Genomic DNA, 14,723 nt, shown 5'->3' on the forward strand with positions numbered 1-14,723 from the left:
CAGCGCTAGGGCAGTCCGGTCACCAGAAGCGCAACGATACCAGCCAGGGCCAGATAGGGTCCGAAGGGCTGGGGCTGGTCGCGGCCCACGCGACGGGCCAGGATCAAGCCCAGGCCGACGGCAACCCCGGCCAGCGACGCGACGATCAGCATCATCGGCAAGGCGCCCAGGCCCAGCCAGGCGCCCAGCGCCGCCAGCAGCTTGAAGTCCCCGTAGCCGATGCCTTCGCGGCCGGTGGCCCAGCGGAAGGCATGGTGCAGCGCCCAAAGGAACAGGTAGCCGATGGCCGCGCCCAGTATGGCCTGCTCCGGAGAGGTAAACACATGGAAGGCATTGACGAGCAGCCCCGCCCAGGTCAATGGCAGCGTGATCAGGTCGGGGAGCAGGCCGGTTTCGGCGTCTATCCATGCCAGCGCCACCAGCGCGGCGGCCAGCGCCATCGCGCACAGCGCGGCGGGACCGGGCCCATAGTGCCAGACGCACAGCGCGAACAGCGCCGCCGTCAGCGCTTCGATCAAGGGATAGCGCCAGGCGATACGCGCGCCGCAATCGCCGCAGCGGCCGCGCAGGCCGGCCCATCCCGCCAGGGGAATGCGCCGCCAGCCCCGTATCGCGCCACCGCAGGCCGGACAACGGCAGGCGGGGCGCCAAAGACTGGGCCGGGATGCCGGGTCGCGCCGCCCCTCGCGCGACGATTCGTCCCAATCGTATTCCAGGATGCGAGGCAGGCGATCCACGACCGTGGTCAGCCAGCTGCCGACCGCCAGGCCGAGCAGGGCGGCAAGCGGAATGGCGGCATCCAGAAGGACGGGATGGAAATCGAAAGGCACGGATGGATCCATGGAGAACTGGCACGATAGCGGCCGCGTTTTACCCGCGCGTGTACTTTTCGCAGCAGGCGCGTGACCGGCCGGCCGGGCGGAACGGCCGGGATGCGGAGCCTACGGCCGGGCATGCGGCGTGCGACCCCAGGCCCCGCCCGTATGCGGACGGCGGGCGCCCGGCATTATTCCGACATGTGGCGGTTTGTTCAATGCCGGCCATTTCCCCCGTTTCAACGGGGGAGACAGCGCGCCGCGGCAGAGCATTCATGCGAGAATTGCGCGCATGTGTGATTAACCTGGATACGCTGTCATGCCCGCCATTACCCCTGCCTGTGAATCCCCGGCCTCATCCGTACCGCCTTCGCGCGGCCTGCCCGCCGCGGTACTGGCCATGGTGCTGGCCGGCACGGCCGGCATCGTGGGCTGCGCGGAACAGAAACAAGCCGGCTATTACGACCCGCCGCGCGCCAGCACCGTTACCGACGCCCAGATCATGGGCACGGGCGCCGATTACCGCAACGTGGTACGCGCCCCTTCGCAGCTGCAGTTCGACCTGAAGGCGCCCACGCCCAGCCAGCAACAGCAAGTCGAAGCCCAGCGGGCACGCGCGATCCAGGAAGGCAACACGACGGAAGACGGCCAGCCCATGCCGCAAACGGCCGTGGCGTCGTCCGCCGGCGACAGCAGCGCCCCCGCGCAGCCGCGGTCGCCCAACGCGTCCGAACGCGATCTGGTGCCGCAGCCGCAAACCTATATGGGCACCCTGCCCTGCTTCGCGGCGGGCATGGAATGCGAAGCCCAACGCATCACCCTGACCCTGGCGCCCAACGGCCGCTGGCGCGGCCGCTCGGCCTATCTGGACGACGCGCCCAACCGCGACAAACCGCTTGCCGAACAAGGCTGCTGGACGGTCACCGACGAAAAACCGCCGCGTGTCTTCCTGATCGGCCGGGACAACAATGTGCGCGCGGAATTCGTCGTCGCGGCCAACAATGTGCTGCGCCTGCGCGCCATTGCCGGCGTCACGCCGTCCTTGAACTACACCCTGACGCGCCAGCCGGACCTGGACCCGATCAACGAGCTGGCCAAGCAGACGCCGCCCCAGTGCCCTTGAAGGCCGGCCAGGCCGGTCCGTTGCCCTAGTCGTTGCAGCGGCTGTGCGGGCACATGCGGCACGCCAGCTCCATCGCGTTGCGCACGCCCATCTTGCGGAAAATCCGCGCCCGGTGGGCCTCTGCCGTGCGCGCGGAGATATTCAGCTCGATGGCGATGTACTTATTGGATTTGCCGGTGACGAGATAAGTCGCGATATCCCGTTCGCGGGGCGTCAATGCCACCGCCTGCTTGCTTGCGCACCCCTGCGGGTGAATCATGCTGGCCTCCCTGAGATTGGGTTGGCCGGTAGTCTTGCATGGATGCCATGCCGCCGAAAGCTGTCAGTTCTGACAGGGTGACGATTTCGCCACGAGACCAGTACAGATTGGACGCACGCGGGCTAGGACTGGTCCTAGCCCGCGTGGTTTATAGCTCCAGGTTGTCGATCAGCCGGGTCGACCCCAGCTTGGCGGCGGCCAGCACCACCAGCGGCTCGCCCGCCGCCATGTCGGCGGCTTCCGGGGCTTTCAGGTCGCGGCGGCGACGCACCGCGATGTAGTCCACCTGCCACCCCCGGCCCGCCAGGGCCGCGATGGCATCGGCTTCCAGGGCGGCGGCGTCGCGCTGTCCGGACGCCAGCTGGCGCTGGACCTCCTGCAACTGCGCATAGAGCCGGGGCGCCTCGGCGCGCTCGGCATCGCTCAGGTAACGGTTGCGCGAGGACAGGGCCAGGCCGTCGTCCGCCCGCACGGTTTCGTGCGCCAGCACATCGACCGGCAACTGGAATTGGCGGCACATCGCACGCACGATCATCAGCTGCTGGTAGTCCTTTTTGCCGAACACCGCCACGCGCGGCTGCACGCAGGAAAACAGCTTCAGCACCACGGTGCATACGCCGGTGAAGAAACCGGGGCGAAATTCGCCCTCCAGGATGTCGCCCAGATCGTCCGGGGGACGCACGCGGTAATTCTGCGGCTCCGGATACATTTCCCGCTCGTCGGGGGCGAACAGCACATAGACGTCGCGTTCGCGTTCCAGCTTTTCGATGTCCTCGGCCAGGGTGCGGGGGTAGCGGTCGAAGTCTTCCGAGGGCCCGAACTGCAGCCGGTTGACGAAGATGCTGGCCACGACAGGATCGCCGTGCTGGCGCGCCAGCTTCATCAGCGCCAGGTGGCCTTCGTGCAGGTTGCCCATGGTGGGCACGAAGGAAACCCGGTTCTGCCCGCGCAGGTGATCGCGCAGTTCCTGGATGGTGTGTACGACTTTCAAGAATGTCTCCGGGAATGGCGCGCCGCGCGGGCGGGCGCCGGAAATCAGGCCGCCGCGGCCGCCACGCTGGTATAGGCCAGGCGCACGTAGATGGGCGCGTAAGGCTCGGCCTGCGTGATTTCCAGCAGGGATTCGCGCGCCAGTTCCAGCATGGCGATGAAATGCACCACCACCACGGCGGCGGGCGCGCCTTCGTCGATGCGCTCCATGAACATTTCGCTGAATTCCATGAAGCGCACGTCGCTCAGGCGCCGCAGGATGTGCGTCATGTGGTCGCGCACGGACAGCTGTTCGCGCGTGATGTGATGGTGCGCATTCAGCTTGGCCCGCTTCATGATGTCGGCCCAGGCCTGGCGCAGGTCTTCCGGCGACACGTCGGGCATGGCCCGCTCGACGCTCAGGTCGGCCACCGCCTGGGTGCGCTGGAAGTCGCGGCCCAGCTGGGGCAGCGCGTCCAGTTTCTGCGCCGCCAGCTTCATCTGTTCGTATTCCAGCAGGCGGCGCACGAGCTCGGCGCGCGGGTCCTCGACCTCTTCGCCGGTGTCGCTCTTGCGCACGGGCAGCAGCATGCGCGACTTGATCTCGATCAGCATGGCCGCCATCAGCAGGTATTCGGCGGCCAGTTCCAGGTTGTGCAGCCGGATCTGCTCTACATAGGAAAGATATTGCCGCGTGACATCCGCCATGGGGATGTCCAGCACATTGAAGTTCTGCTTGCGGATCAGGTACAGCAGCAGGTCCAGCGGGCCCTCGAAGGCCTCCAGGAAGATTTCCAGGGCATCGGGGGGGATGTACAGGTCCTGCGGCAGCTGGAACAGCGGCTCGCCATACAGCCGCGCGAAAGCCACGCTATCGACCGTGTCGGGCGTGCTATCCACCTGCGGCTCCACGAGCGCGGCAAGGTCCTTGCCGGGCACGGCGGCATTTTGCGACATGGACGGTAGCCGGCCGCTCAGTCGTTGGAATAGACGTAAGGCCTTTGCGGGACGCGCGCGGCACGGAAACCTTCCAGGAGTTCGGGATCCTGCGGCTTGTCCCACAGCAGGCCGCGGCCTTCGCGCTGCCGTTTTTCCACATCGGGATGGGTTTTCTTGTAGTCCTTCAGGAACCGGGTGATTTCCGACTCGTAGTTGGTGGCCATGGAACCGTGCGTCAGGGAGTTGCGTTACCCGCCAGTTTACTTCAGGGCGGCGGAAAGCGCGGCGCTACAATGGGACGGCACCCCCGCCGTCCCTCCCGACATGCCCACCAAAACGCTGGCCTCTCCCCCGCTTGCCGATCCTGCCGCCCTGCGCGCGGCAAAAATGATTCCCTTTATCGTAGGTTGCGCCCTGTTCATGCAGATGCTGGACGCAACGGTAGTCGCCACCGCGCTGCCGGCCATGGCCGCGTCCCTGGATTCCACGCCGGTCCGGCTGAACGTGGCGATCACGTCCTACCTGCTGGCGGCGGCGGTATTCGTACCGGTCAGCGGCTGGGCGGCCGACCGCTTCGGCGCCCGCCGGGTCTTCATCGCCGCCATCGCCCTGTTCACCCTGAGCTCGGTGGCATGCGCCATCTCCCAGACCGTCGCGCAACTGGTGCTGTCGCGCGTGGCGCAGGGGGTGGCGGGGGCCATGATGGTGCCGGTGGGCCGCATCATCCTGCTGCGCACGGTCCCCAAGGAGGACCTGCTCAAGGCCATGTCCTTCCTGTCGATCCCCGCCCTGCTGGGCCCGGTGATCGGCCCGCCGCTGGGCGGCTTCCTGGTGACCTATGCGTCCTGGCACTGGATCTTCCTGATCAACGTGCCGATGGGCGTGCTGGGCATCGCCCTGATCCTGCGCTATATCCAGGAGATCCGCGAGAAAAACGTGCCGGGGCTGGATTGGCTGGGCTTCGTGCTCAGCGGTATCAGCATGGCCACCCTGGTCAGCGGGTTCGAGGCCGTGGGGCGGGATGCGTCCGCCCAGGCCCTGGGCATCATCGCCATCGGGCTGGCCAGCGGATTCTGGTACGTGCATCATTCGCGCAAGGCGGCCCATCCCATCATCGACCTGACGCTGATGCGCATCCCCACGTTCGCGATCTCCACCCTGGCGGGCAACCTGTGCCGGTTCTCGGTCGGGGCCACGCCCTTCCTGCTGGCGATGCTGCTGCAGGTGGGCTTCGGGCTGTCGCCCTTCGCCGCGGGCATGATCACCTTCGCCAGCGCGGCGGGCGCCCTGTTGATGAAGTTCGTCGCCACCCCCATCGTGCGCCGGTTCGGCTTCCGCCGCGTCCTGACCGTGAATGCCTTGCTGACCGGCCTGTTCATCTGCGTCTGCGCGCTGTTCCAGCCCAGCACGCCGTCCTGGGTGATCATCCTGGTTTTGCTCATCGGCGGGTTCTTCCGTTCGCTGCAGTTCACCGGCGTCAACGCCCTGACCTATGCCGACATCGGCGCGGACAAAATGAGCCGCGCCAGCAGCTTCGCGGCCATGGCCCAGCAGCTGGGCGTCAGCCTGGGCGTGGGCGTGGCCGCCGTGACGCTGAATGTCAGTATGGCGCTGCGCGGCTCCGATCGCGCCCAGGTCGCGGACATCGTCGCCGGCTTCCTGGTGATCGGGTTGCTGTGCGCGGCGTCCTTTTTCTCATTCCGCCGGCTGGACCCGGCGGCCGGCAGCCAATTGAACGGACGAAAGGTGCAGACCAGCGATGAAGAATGAATACATTCTTGCCCTGGACCAGGGCACGACCAGCTCACGCGCCATCGTGTTCGACCGCGCCGGACGCGCGCGCGGCGTGGGCCAGCGCGAGTTCCGGCAGTATTACCCGCACCCTGGCTGGGTCGAGCACGACGCCAACGAAATCTGGCGCAGCCAGCTGGACGTGGCGCGCGAAGCCCTGGACAACGCCGGCGCGACAGCGGCCGACATCGCCGCCATCGGCATCACGAACCAGCGCGAAACCACGCTGATCTGGGATCGCGCCACCGGCCGGCCATTGGCCCATGCCATCGTCTGGCAGGACCGCCGCACCGCCGAGGCCTGCGACCGCATGCGCGCCGAGGGCAAGGCGGACTTCCTGCAACAGCGCACGGGACTGGTGCTGGATGCCTATTTCGCCGGCACCAAGCTGGCCTGGCTGCTGGACCACGTGCCGGGCGCCCGCGCCGCGGCCGAGCGCGGCGAGGTCGCCTTCGGCACCATCGATACCTGGCTGATCTGGCAACTGACCGGCGGCAAGGTCCACAGCACCGATTGCACCAATGCCTCGCGCACGCTGCTGTTCGATATCCACACGCAGGACTGGAGCGACGAGCTCCTGCAATGCCTGGACATTCCGCGCGCCGTGCTGCCGGCGATCGCGCCCAGCAGCGCGGTGGTGGCCGAAACCCTGCCGCAATGGTTCGGCGGCGCCATTCCGATCGCGGGCGTGGCGGGCGACCAGCAGGCCGCCACCTTCGGGCAGGCCTGCTTCAAGCCGGGCATGGCCAAGAATACCTATGGCACCGGCTGCTTCATGCTGATGAACGTCGGCGACAAGCCGGTGGCTTCGCGCCACCGGCTGCTGTCGACGGTGGGCTGGGGCCTGCCGCGGCCGGCCGAAGACACGGCCGACGCGCAAGTATTCCCCAACGGCGGCCCCGCCTGGACGCCCACCTTCATGCTGGAAGGCGGGGTGTTCGTGGCGGGAGCGGCCGTACAGTGGCTGCGCGACGGCCTGGGCATCATCCAGCGCTCCGAAGACGTGGAAGCCCTGGCCGGCAGCGTGGCCGATACGGACGATGTTTTCCTGGTGCCCGCTTTCGCCGGGCTGGGCGCGCCGCACTGGGATCCCTACGCCCGCGGCACGCTGGTGGGTCTGACGCGCGGCACCAGCCGCGCCCACGTGGCACGCGCCACGCTGGAATCGATCGCCCTGCAAAGCGCGGAATTGCTCACGGCGATGAAAGCGGACTGCGGAATCGAGCTGTCCGAGCTTCGCGTGGACGGCGGCGCGGCACGCAACGATCTGCTGATGCAGATGCAGGCGGATCTGCTGGGCGTGCCGGTGGTGCGGCCGCGCGTATCCGAATCCACGGCGCGTGGCGCGGCGGGCCTGGCCGGGCTGGCGGTCGGTTTCTGGAAAGATATGGACGCCTTCGCCGCTCAATGGCAGGCCGAACGGCGCTTCGCACCCGCGTGGTCGGCGGACCGGCGCGAGGCGCGGTTGCGGCGCTGGGGACAGGCGGTGGAGCTTTCCAAGAACTGGGCGCGCGGCTGAAGCCGCGCGATGATGCCGGATCGCTGACCGGGGTCGCCGTGGCGGCCTGACGCCACCCGGCTCGCCGGCCGGCGCCGCGGCGGCGTTCCCGGTGCCGGCCGGCGCCGGACACTGGGCGTCCGCGCCTACAATGCGCCCATGAACCTGGCCCGCATCGACCTCGTCACGCTTGCGTTGTTCGTCTCCGTCGCCCGCCTGGGCAGCATATCCGCCGGCGCGCGCCAGGCGCGGCTGGCGGTGGGCGCGGCCAGCAAGCGGATATCCGACCTGGAAGCCGCGCTGGGATCGCCCCTGCTGTTCCGCAAGGCCGCCGGCGTGGAGCTGACCGATGCCGGCCAGGCCTGCCTGGCACACGCCACCCGCATCCTGCAGGAAGTCGACCAGATGGCCGGAACGCTGTCGGATTACGCGCAGGGCGCGCGCGGGCAGGTGCGCATCGCCGCCAATACCTCTTCGATCACGCAGTTCCTGCCCGACGACCTGTCGCGTTTCATGACCGAGCATCCTGCGGTACGCATCGAGCTCGAAGAACAGAACAGCAGCGAAATCGTTGCCGCCGTCGCGGAAAACCGCGCCGATATCGGCGTGTTCGGCGAACGCACGCCGGACGCCGGGCTGCAGACCTTTCCCTACAAGCGCGACGAGCTCATGCTGGTGGTGCCCGACAGCCACCCGCTGGCCACGCGGGCCAGCGTGGCCTTCGCCGAAACCCTGGAGTACGACTACGTCGGCCTGCCGCCCAGTACGTCGCTGGCGGGCCTGCTGGCGCAGGAATGCGCGCGCCTGGAGCTGCCCATGAAACTGCGCATCCAGGTGCGCAGCTTCGACGCCATCTGCCGCATGGTCGTCGCCACGCGCGGCATCGGCGTGCTGCCGCGCATCGCTGCCGAGCCGCATGCCCGCTCCATGCAATTGCGGCTGATTCCCCTGACGGACGACTGGACCCGGCGCTGGCTGCTGCTGGCCGTGCGCGATGTCGACACGCTGGCGCTGGCGCCGCGCATGCTGCTGACGCAATTGCGCGCGGCGGGCTAGGACCTTCTTCGCAGTCGCGCGCACAGTGCGCGCATGCGCCGGCCCGGTGCGGCAACGCGCAGGCACAAGGCGCCCAGCCCGGGCAAGGTTACGCCCGCCACGGAAAGCAGTACCAGCCACAGGCCCCAGGCAAACTGCGAGTGGACGGAATCGTCCGGTGGCGCCGTAGCGATTCCTGCGACGCCCAGCACCAGACACGCCAGCATGATCCCGGAATAGATCCTGCCTGCCCAGCCGCCGCGCAGAAGGTGCCGCAACGCGAGGCACGCGGCCCCCACGACGACAAGAATGGACAGGCCTTGCAACATCACGGGCAGCAACACGATCGATCTCCAGTACGTCCGGCCCGGGCGGACCGCGGAATCCTGAGTGCGGAGACCGGCTCGATCGGTTCTATGCGCGGTGGGCGGATGGCCTCCGATATGGAGGTCGGATTTTGTACCGCGACGGCGGCACCCGCGGCCCGCCCGGCCGGGCGGTATGTATCGCCGGCCGCGTCACCCGGCGGGGCGACGGCGGCGACCGGCGCGCCCGGATCGCGGGACATTCCGGGTGCGCGCCGGCCCCGGCGCCATTACCGCGGTCGGGGTGCGGGGTTCAACGGACTTTCTTTGCCTCCGCGATGATGGCGTTGGCCACCGCGGCGGGCTGGCTCAGCATCGGGACGTGGCTGGAACGCACATGCGTCACCGTCGCGCCGATGTCGGCGGCCATTTTCGCCTGCAGGGCCGGATCGATCATCCGGTCGGCGTCGGCCACCACGAAGGCCGAAGGCTTGTTGCGCCAGGCCGCCGTCGCGACCTTTGTACCGAAGATGGCTTCCGCGGCAGGTCCCTGGGTGGCCGCCACCAGGCGGGCGGCCGGCGCGGGCAGATCCTGTGCGAAGTTCTGCAGGATGCCTTCCGTCGACAAGGTGAGGAAACCGCCGGAATCCTTGCGCAATTGCGCCGCCCATGCCGGCGCCGGCGCGCCCTGCGTCATGTCGTTGATCGACTGGCCGTTGTCGGGCGCGAAGGCGGCCACGTAGACCAGCGCCTTCACCTTGTCCGTGTTGCCCGCTTCGGTGATGACCACGCCGCCCCAGGAATGTCCCACCAAGATGACTGGACCCTGCTGCGCCTCGATGGCGCGGCGTGCGGCATCGACGTCATCGCGCAGGGAAGACAGCGGGTTCTGCACGGCGACGACGTGAGCGCCGCGGGCCTCCAGCAGGGGAATGACTTTGTTCCAGCTGGAGCCATCGGCGAAAGCGCCGTGCACCAGTACGATGTTCTTGCCTTTCAGGTCCTGCGCCGGCGGCGCGGCATGCGCAGCCGTGGCCGCCAGGGCACCGGTCAGAAAAAGGGCCGGCAGGAATTTCTTCAACAGGGTTTTCACGATGCTATTCTCCGTGCAGTTCGAGGAGACGCCAGCTTGAGGCAAGAGGCGGAATAAGGGCATCGGATGAACATCCGATGCCGCCGGCGGCCGGCCCTGAAGCGGCTGCCGGCCGCTGTCGCCGCGGCCGGCGGGGCCCGCCACCACGGAGTCTTCGCGCATGCATGCGTCCCACCATCCGGTCGCTGTCTTCGATGCCATACGGGCATTGGCCTTCATCGGCGACCTCAGCATGGGGCAGCCGACGGATCACTCGGATCGCGTCGCGCGGCTGGCATGCCGCATCGCGCAAGCCGCCGGCATGCCGTCCGAAGCCGTGCACGCGGTGCAGGACGCCGCCCTGCTGCGCTGGTCCGGCTGCACCGCCAACGCCGCGGAAGTCGCCAGCGTCTTCGGCGACGACGTGGCCGGCCGCGCGGCCATGCTGGCGATGCGTCCCGGCTGGTCGGCGTCGCTGGCGCTGCATGGCGGAACCGCCGCCGCGCTGCGCCCCCTGGCGGAGATCCATTGCGAGGTATCGGGCCAGGTGGCGGCCATGCTGGGGCTGCCTGCGCGCGTCGGCGAGATCCTGCGCGCCGTCTTCGAGGCCTGGGACGGCAGCGGCAACCCGCGCGGATTGCGGGGCGCCGAGATCCCGCCGGAGGTCTTCGTGGTGGTCCTGGCCGGCGACGTGGAAATACTCGGCCGCACCTACGGCATGGCGCAGGCGCGCGAGATCATCCGCGGGAAGGCGCAGGCCGCGTATCCCGCCAGCCTGGCCGATATCGCCATCGCCCACGCCGACGCCTGGCTGGCCGAGCTGGACCGCGGCGGGGAAGCGACGCGGGACGAATCGCCGTCGCGGGCGCTCCAGCCCACGCCGGCCACGCTGCGCGACGCGCCGCTGGAGCTGATCGCCGACGTCATCGACCTGAAACTCCCGTGGATGACGGGCTATTCACGCGCCGTCGCGACAGCCGCGGCGGCATGTGCGCGAAGGATGGCATTGGACGATGTCACCATGGACGCGGTATATCGCGCGGGGCTGATACATGGCATCGGCCGCGCCGCCGTGCCGAACGCGATCTGGAATACGCCGGGCAGGCTGTCCGCGGCCGCGTGGGAAAAAGTGCGCCTGGTGCCATACTGGACGGCGCGCGCCGGCAAGCAGACGGGCGCCCTGGCCGATGCCGCCGAGCTTGCCTCGTATGTCTATGAACGCGCCGACGGCTCCGGATATTTCCGCGCCGTCGGCACGCCCGCCGTGAGCCAACCGGCGCAGATCGTCGCCGCCGCCGTAGCCTGGGTCGCGCTGCGTTGCGCGCGGCCATGGCGGGGGGCGATGCCCGACGATGAAGCGGCCTCGCTCCTGCGCGGCCAGGCGGAGCGCGGCCGCTTCGACCGCCCCATCATCGAGGCATTGCTCGCCGGCGGGACCGGAGCGGGGGCCGGATGGTCCGGCGCGGCGGGCGAGGCCGGCGGCGCCGGGGTCGGCTGTAGCGGCGGCGGTGGCGCCGGCATCGTCGGCGTCGGTGGGGTCAAGGACACCATGGACGACGCGGCCCGCCCGGACGCCGCCCTCCTCACCCCGCGTGAACGCGACGTGCTGCGCGCCATCAGCGTGGGCTGCACCAACAAGGAAGCCGCCCGCCAGCTCGCGCTCAGCCCGAGCACGGTGCGTACCCACGTCGAGAACGTCTTCCGCAAGCTGCAGTGCACGACGCGGGCGGCGGCCATCCTGAAGGCGTCTTCGCTCGGGCTGCTGTAGGGCCGCGCAGGGCCCCGCCCGCGCCGGCCTTCTCGTTTGCGGAAACCCCTTTTGGCGAATGTGTCATTCCCGCGCCGCGGCGGCCTGCGGCACACTGTCGCTCCCTGGCACGCCTACGCAGGGAGGAGACATGGCACGACAAATACTCGCGGGCATCCGCGTGCTGGAACTGGGGCAGCTGATCGCCGGCCCCTTCGCGGCAAAAACGCTGGCCGACTTCGGCGCCCAGGTCATCAAGATCGAACCCCCGGGCGTCGGCGATCCGCTGCGCAAATGGCGCATGCTGCATGAAGGGACCTCGGTCTGGTGGGAGGCCCAGTCGCGCAACAAGCAATCGGTTTGCGTCGACCTGCGCCAGCCCGAGGGTCAGGACATCGTCCGCCAGCTGGCCGCCGAGGCCGACGTGCTGATCGAGAACTTCCGGCCCGGCACCATGGAGAAATGGGGCCTGTCCTGGGAGGCGCTGCACCGCTTGAATCCCCGCCTGATCATGCTGCGCATCTCCGGCTACGGCCAGACCGGCCCCAAGGCCGGCGAACCGGGCTTCGCCGCCATCGGCGAAGCCATGGCGGGCCTGCGCTACCTGAACGGCGAACCGGGCCGCGCGCCCGTGCGCGCCGGGCTGTCGCTGGGCGATACCATCGCCGGCCTGCACGGGGCCCTGGGTGTCCTGCTGGCGCTGTACGAGCGCGACGCGCGCGGCGGCACCGGACAGGTGATCGACGCCGCGCTATACGAAAGCATCTTCAACCTGACGGAAAGCCTGCTGCCCGAATATTCCGTGTTCGGCGCCGTGCGCGAACCGGCCGGCGCGGCGCTGCCGGGCATCGCCCCCTCCAACGCCTACCCCTGCCAGGACGGCTATGTCTTGATCGCGGGCAATGGCGATGGCATCTACACGCGGCTGATGTCCCGCATCGGCCGCGAAGACCTGGCACGCGACCCGGCCCTGGCCCGCAATGACGGCCGTGTCGCCCGCGTCACGGAGATCGACCAGGCCATCGCCGCGTGGACGCAGGCTCGCACCATAGACCAGGTGCTGGACGCGATGCGCGAGGCCGGCGTGCCCGCCGGGCGCATCTACAGCATCGCCGACATCGCGCAGGACCCGCATTACCGCGCCCGCCAGGCCATCGTCACGGTGGAATCGGCCAGCGGGGTCGCCGTCGAAATGCCCGCCGTTTTTCCGCTGCTTTCCGGCAATCCCGGGCAGGTGCGCGAACGCGCCCCGACCCTGGGCGAAGACACCGACGTCGTGTTGCGCGAGATCGGCCTGGACGACGAACGCCGGGCCGCCCTGCGCGCCGCGGGGGTGATCGCATAAGCCCCGGCGGGACGGCTTCAGGCCTACCGCCGGCACGCATGGTGCGGCCCGAGCGCATGGCGCCCCGCGCCCGCGCACGGCCTCGCACCACCCAGCGGGAAGTACCGACATCTTCAGTACCGCCTTCTTCAGTACCGCCTTCTTCCGCACAACAACGAACGGAGACATCGCCATGAAAACCTCGAATCCCATCACGACGCTGCGCCGCCTGCTTGCCGGCGCGGGCCTCTGCGCGCTCGCGGCGGCGCCGCTGGCGGCCAATGCGGCCTACCCCGAGCGGCCCATCACGCTGATCGTCTCGGCCGCGCCGGGCGGCACCACCGACATCGCGGCGCGCCTGATCGCGCAGCCGCTGGCCAAGGCCCTGGGCCAGTCGGTGGTGGTGGAGAACAAGCCTGGCGCCTCCGGCAGCATCGCGGCGCAGGCGGTCAGCCGTGCGGCCCCCGACGGCTACACCCTGCTGCTGCAATATTCCGGGTACCAGGTCATCACCCCGTTGATCACGCAGGGCCTGAACTGGGACCCCATCAAGTCCTTCGCGCCCGTGGCCAACGTGCTGTCCGCGCCGCAAGTGGTGGTGGTGCGCCCCAGCCTGCCCATCAAGTCGATGAAGGAACTGGTGGACTACGCCAAGGCCCACCCGGGCGAACTGAACTATGCGTCGTCCGGCAACGGCTCGCTGCAGCAGGTCGCCACCGAGTTGCTGAACCAGATGGCGGGCATCAAGACCACCCACATCCCCTACAAGGGAACGGGCCCCGCGCTGGCCGATTTGCTGAGCGGCGCCGTCGACATGACCATCACCACGCCGCCGCCCCTGCTGGGCCAGATCGCCGCCGGCAAGCTGCGTCCCCTGGCGGTCACCGGCAAGGCGCGCCTGGAATCGCTGCCCGATGTGCCCACCGCCGCCGAAGCCGGCTACCCCGACCTGATCGTCTCGTCCTGGTTCGCGATGTACGCGCCGGCCGGCACGCCCAACGACGTGATCGTGAAGCTGTCCAGCGAAATCGAGAAAATCATGAAGACGGACGAGTTCCGCAAGAAGGCCGCCGAACAGGGCGCCGAGGCGGAATTCATGGGACCGGAACAGCTGGGCAAGTACACGCGCGACGAGCTGGTGCGCTACAAGTCCGTCGTCGAAAAGGCCAACATCACGGCGAACTGAAGCGTCCGGACGGCATCCCCGCCGGCCTGCCTCAAGGCCGGCGGGCAAGCAAGGCCCACACCCCGGCCGCGGACAATAGCGATCCACCGGCCAGATGAAACCCGCGGCGCGCGCGCGGCGAGGACAGCCAGCGGCTGGCCGCGCCCGCGAACAGGGCATACAAGGTGGCGTTCAATGACGCCAGCGCCACGAAGGTAAGCGCCAGGATCCACAGCTGCCCCGAGGCATCGCGCGCCGGCTCGATGAATTGCGGCAGGAAGGCGACGAAGAACACGATGCCCTTGGGATTCAGCGCGGTGACCAGCCAGGTATTGGCAAACAGTTTCCAGCGCGAGGCCGGCACCGCCGACGCCGCCCGCAGCGCGCCGCCCGACGCGCCCGTACCCAGCATGCGCAGCCCCAGGTACAGCAGGTAGCCGCCGCCTATCCACTTCACCACCGTAAACCAGAAGGCCGAGGCCGCCAGCAAGGCGCCCAGGCCCAGCAGGGATACGCACAAGGCGGTGGAATCGCCCAGCGCCACCGCCGCCACCAGCGGCCAGCGCGCCCGCCGCCCGTGCGCCAGCGAATAGCTGATGACCGACAGGATGGTCGGGCCTGGAATGACCAGCAGGATCGCCGAGGCGGCCACGAAAGCCAGCCAGTGTTCCAGTGACATGA

15 protein-coding genes are annotated in these 14,723 nt (G+C 69.0%); 7 read left to right on the forward strand and 8 right to left on the reverse strand.

What is annotated here, in order from left to right:
• Positions 1–5 precede the first annotated feature (5 nt).
• A complete protein-coding gene (locus BAU06_RS22910; protein WP_066356041.1) occupies positions 6–842 on the reverse strand; it encodes a prepilin peptidase in 837 nt (278 codons plus the stop codon).
• Between the two features lie 373 nt (positions 843–1,215).
• Here BAU06_RS22910 and BAU06_RS22915 point away from each other — a divergent pair, with 373 nt between their 5' ends.
• Positions 1,216–1,938, forward strand: coding sequence for a copper resistance protein NlpE N-terminal domain-containing protein (locus BAU06_RS22915; protein WP_066359617.1), 723 nt, complete (start codon positions 1,216–1,218; stop codon positions 1,936–1,938).
• 25 nt (positions 1,939–1,963) lie between these two features.
• Here the strand turns inward: BAU06_RS22915 and BAU06_RS22920 are convergent, their stop codons facing one another.
• The 4 genes from BAU06_RS22920 to BAU06_RS22935 form a co-directional block, all read right to left on the reverse strand.
• A complete protein-coding gene (locus tag BAU06_RS22920; protein WP_066356052.1) occupies positions 1,964–2,197 on the reverse strand; it encodes a response regulator transcription factor in 234 nt (77 codons plus the stop codon).
• A 148-nt stretch (positions 2,198–2,345) separates the two neighbouring features.
• Positions 2,346–3,188 carry a pantoate--beta-alanine ligase gene (gene panC, locus BAU06_RS22925; protein ID WP_066356057.1) on the reverse strand — a complete coding sequence of 281 codons (843 nt, stop codon included), beginning with the start codon at positions 3,186–3,188 and terminating at the stop codon, positions 2,346–2,348.
• 44 nt (positions 3,189–3,232) lie between these two features.
• On the reverse strand, positions 3,233–4,123 hold the full coding sequence (locus BAU06_RS22930) for a segregation and condensation protein A (protein ID WP_066356059.1): 891 nt from the start codon (positions 4,121–4,123) through the stop codon (positions 3,233–3,235).
• 17 nt (positions 4,124–4,140) lie between these two features.
• Positions 4,141–4,329: a DUF3460 family protein gene (locus BAU06_RS22935; RefSeq protein ID WP_066356061.1), complete on the reverse strand. Its 189-nt coding sequence runs from the start codon at positions 4,327–4,329 to the stop codon at positions 4,141–4,143.
• A gap of 163 nt (positions 4,330–4,492) precedes the next feature.
• Here BAU06_RS22935 and BAU06_RS22940 point away from each other — a divergent pair, with 163 nt between their 5' ends.
• From BAU06_RS22940 to BAU06_RS22950, 3 genes are all read left to right on the forward strand, one after another.
• The gene (locus BAU06_RS22940; protein WP_156770429.1) at positions 4,493–5,875 is read left to right on the forward strand and encodes a DHA2 family efflux MFS transporter permease subunit; all 1,383 of its coding nucleotides are present in this window, start codon (positions 4,493–4,495) and stop codon (positions 5,873–5,875) included.
• Entirely contained in the window at positions 5,865–7,415 is a 1,551-nt protein-coding gene (gene glpK / locus BAU06_RS22945) for a glycerol kinase GlpK (protein WP_066356069.1), read from the forward strand. Before BAU06_RS22940 ends, glpK begins: the two co-directional genes overlap by 11 nt.
• A 138-nt stretch (positions 7,416–7,553) precedes the next feature.
• Positions 7,554–8,450 carry a LysR family transcriptional regulator gene (locus BAU06_RS22950; RefSeq protein ID WP_066356070.1) on the forward strand — a complete coding sequence of 299 codons (897 nt, stop codon included), beginning with the start codon at positions 7,554–7,556 and terminating at the stop codon, positions 8,448–8,450.
• Here BAU06_RS22950 and BAU06_RS22955 read toward each other — a convergent pair.
• Both BAU06_RS22955 and BAU06_RS22960 read right to left on the reverse strand, forming a co-directional pair.
• The gene (locus tag BAU06_RS22955; protein WP_066356071.1) at positions 8,447–8,773 is read right to left on the reverse strand and encodes a hypothetical protein; all 327 of its coding nucleotides are present in this window, start codon (positions 8,771–8,773) and stop codon (positions 8,447–8,449) included. The two genes, BAU06_RS22950 and BAU06_RS22955, sit on opposite strands and share 4 nt — an antisense overlap.
• 274 nt (positions 8,774–9,047) lie before the next feature.
• Positions 9,048–9,827: an alpha/beta fold hydrolase gene (locus tag BAU06_RS22960; protein WP_066359620.1), complete on the reverse strand. Its 780-nt coding sequence runs from the start codon at positions 9,825–9,827 to the stop codon at positions 9,048–9,050.
• Positions 9,828–9,987: 160 nt separating this feature from the next.
• Here BAU06_RS22960 and BAU06_RS22965 point away from each other — a divergent pair, with 160 nt between their 5' ends.
• The 3 genes from BAU06_RS22965 (at position 9,988) to BAU06_RS22975 (ending at position 14,063) form a co-directional block, all read left to right on the forward strand.
• Positions 9,988–11,574 carry an HD domain-containing phosphohydrolase gene (locus BAU06_RS22965; protein WP_066356077.1) on the forward strand — a complete coding sequence of 529 codons (1,587 nt, stop codon included), beginning with the start codon at positions 9,988–9,990 and terminating at the stop codon, positions 11,572–11,574.
• Positions 11,575–11,704: 130 nt separating this feature from the next.
• Positions 11,705–12,898 (forward strand): CaiB/BaiF CoA transferase family protein, encoded by a 1,194-nt coding sequence (locus BAU06_RS22970; RefSeq protein ID WP_066356078.1) that lies wholly within the window; start codon positions 11,705–11,707, stop codon positions 12,896–12,898.
• 172 nt (positions 12,899–13,070) lie between these two features.
• Positions 13,071–14,063: a Bug family tripartite tricarboxylate transporter substrate binding protein gene (locus BAU06_RS22975; protein ID WP_066356079.1), complete on the forward strand. Its 993-nt coding sequence runs from the start codon at positions 13,071–13,073 to the stop codon at positions 14,061–14,063.
• 31 nt (positions 14,064–14,094) lie between these two features.
• Here the strand turns inward: BAU06_RS22975 and BAU06_RS22980 are convergent, their stop codons facing one another.
• The gene (locus BAU06_RS22980; RefSeq protein WP_066356083.1) at positions 14,095–14,721 is read right to left on the reverse strand and encodes a LysE family translocator; all 627 of its coding nucleotides are present in this window, start codon (positions 14,719–14,721) and stop codon (positions 14,095–14,097) included.
• Positions 14,722–14,723 lie beyond the last annotated feature (2 nt).

The sequence above is a fragment of the Bordetella bronchialis genome (assembly GCF_001676705.1).
In the GTDB taxonomy this organism is placed as follows: Bacteria; Pseudomonadota; Gammaproteobacteria; order Burkholderiales; family Burkholderiaceae_B; genus Bordetella_C; species Bordetella_C bronchialis.

Bases quoted from the DNA above. Each gene is read 5' to 3' on its own strand.
- BAU06_RS22970 (WP_066356078.1), top strand. From the start codon at position 11,705: ATGGCACGACAAATACTCGCGGGCATCCGCGTGCTGGAACTGGGGCAG.
- BAU06_RS22935 (WP_066356061.1), bottom strand. From the start codon at position 4,329: ATGGCCACCAACTACGAGTCGGAAATCACCCGGTTCCTGAAGGACTAC.
- BAU06_RS22980 (WP_066356083.1), bottom strand. From the start codon at position 14,721: ATGTCACTGGAACACTGGCTGGCTTTCGTGGCCGCCTCGGCGATCCTG.
- BAU06_RS22930 (WP_066356059.1), bottom strand. From the start codon at position 4,123: ATGTCGCAAAATGCCGCCGTGCCCGGCAAGGACCTTGCCGCGCTCGTG.
- BAU06_RS22910 (WP_066356041.1), bottom strand. From the start codon at position 842: ATGGATCCATCCGTGCCTTTCGATTTCCATCCCGTCCTTCTGGATGCC.
- BAU06_RS22940 (WP_156770429.1), top strand. From the start codon at position 4,493: ATGATTCCCTTTATCGTAGGTTGCGCCCTGTTCATGCAGATGCTGGAC.
- BAU06_RS22975 (WP_066356079.1), top strand. From the start codon at position 13,071: ATGAAAACCTCGAATCCCATCACGACGCTGCGCCGCCTGCTTGCCGGC.
- BAU06_RS22920 (WP_066356052.1), bottom strand. From the start codon at position 2,197: ATGATTCACCCGCAGGGGTGCGCAAGCAAGCAGGCGGTGGCATTGACG.
- BAU06_RS22950 (WP_066356070.1), top strand. From the start codon at position 7,554: ATGAACCTGGCCCGCATCGACCTCGTCACGCTTGCGTTGTTCGTCTCC.
- BAU06_RS22965 (WP_066356077.1), top strand. From the start codon at position 9,988: ATGCATGCGTCCCACCATCCGGTCGCTGTCTTCGATGCCATACGGGCA.
- glpK (WP_066356069.1), top strand. From the start codon at position 5,865: ATGAAGAATGAATACATTCTTGCCCTGGACCAGGGCACGACCAGCTCA.
- BAU06_RS22915 (WP_066359617.1), top strand. From the start codon at position 1,216: ATGGTGCTGGCCGGCACGGCCGGCATCGTGGGCTGCGCGGAACAGAAA.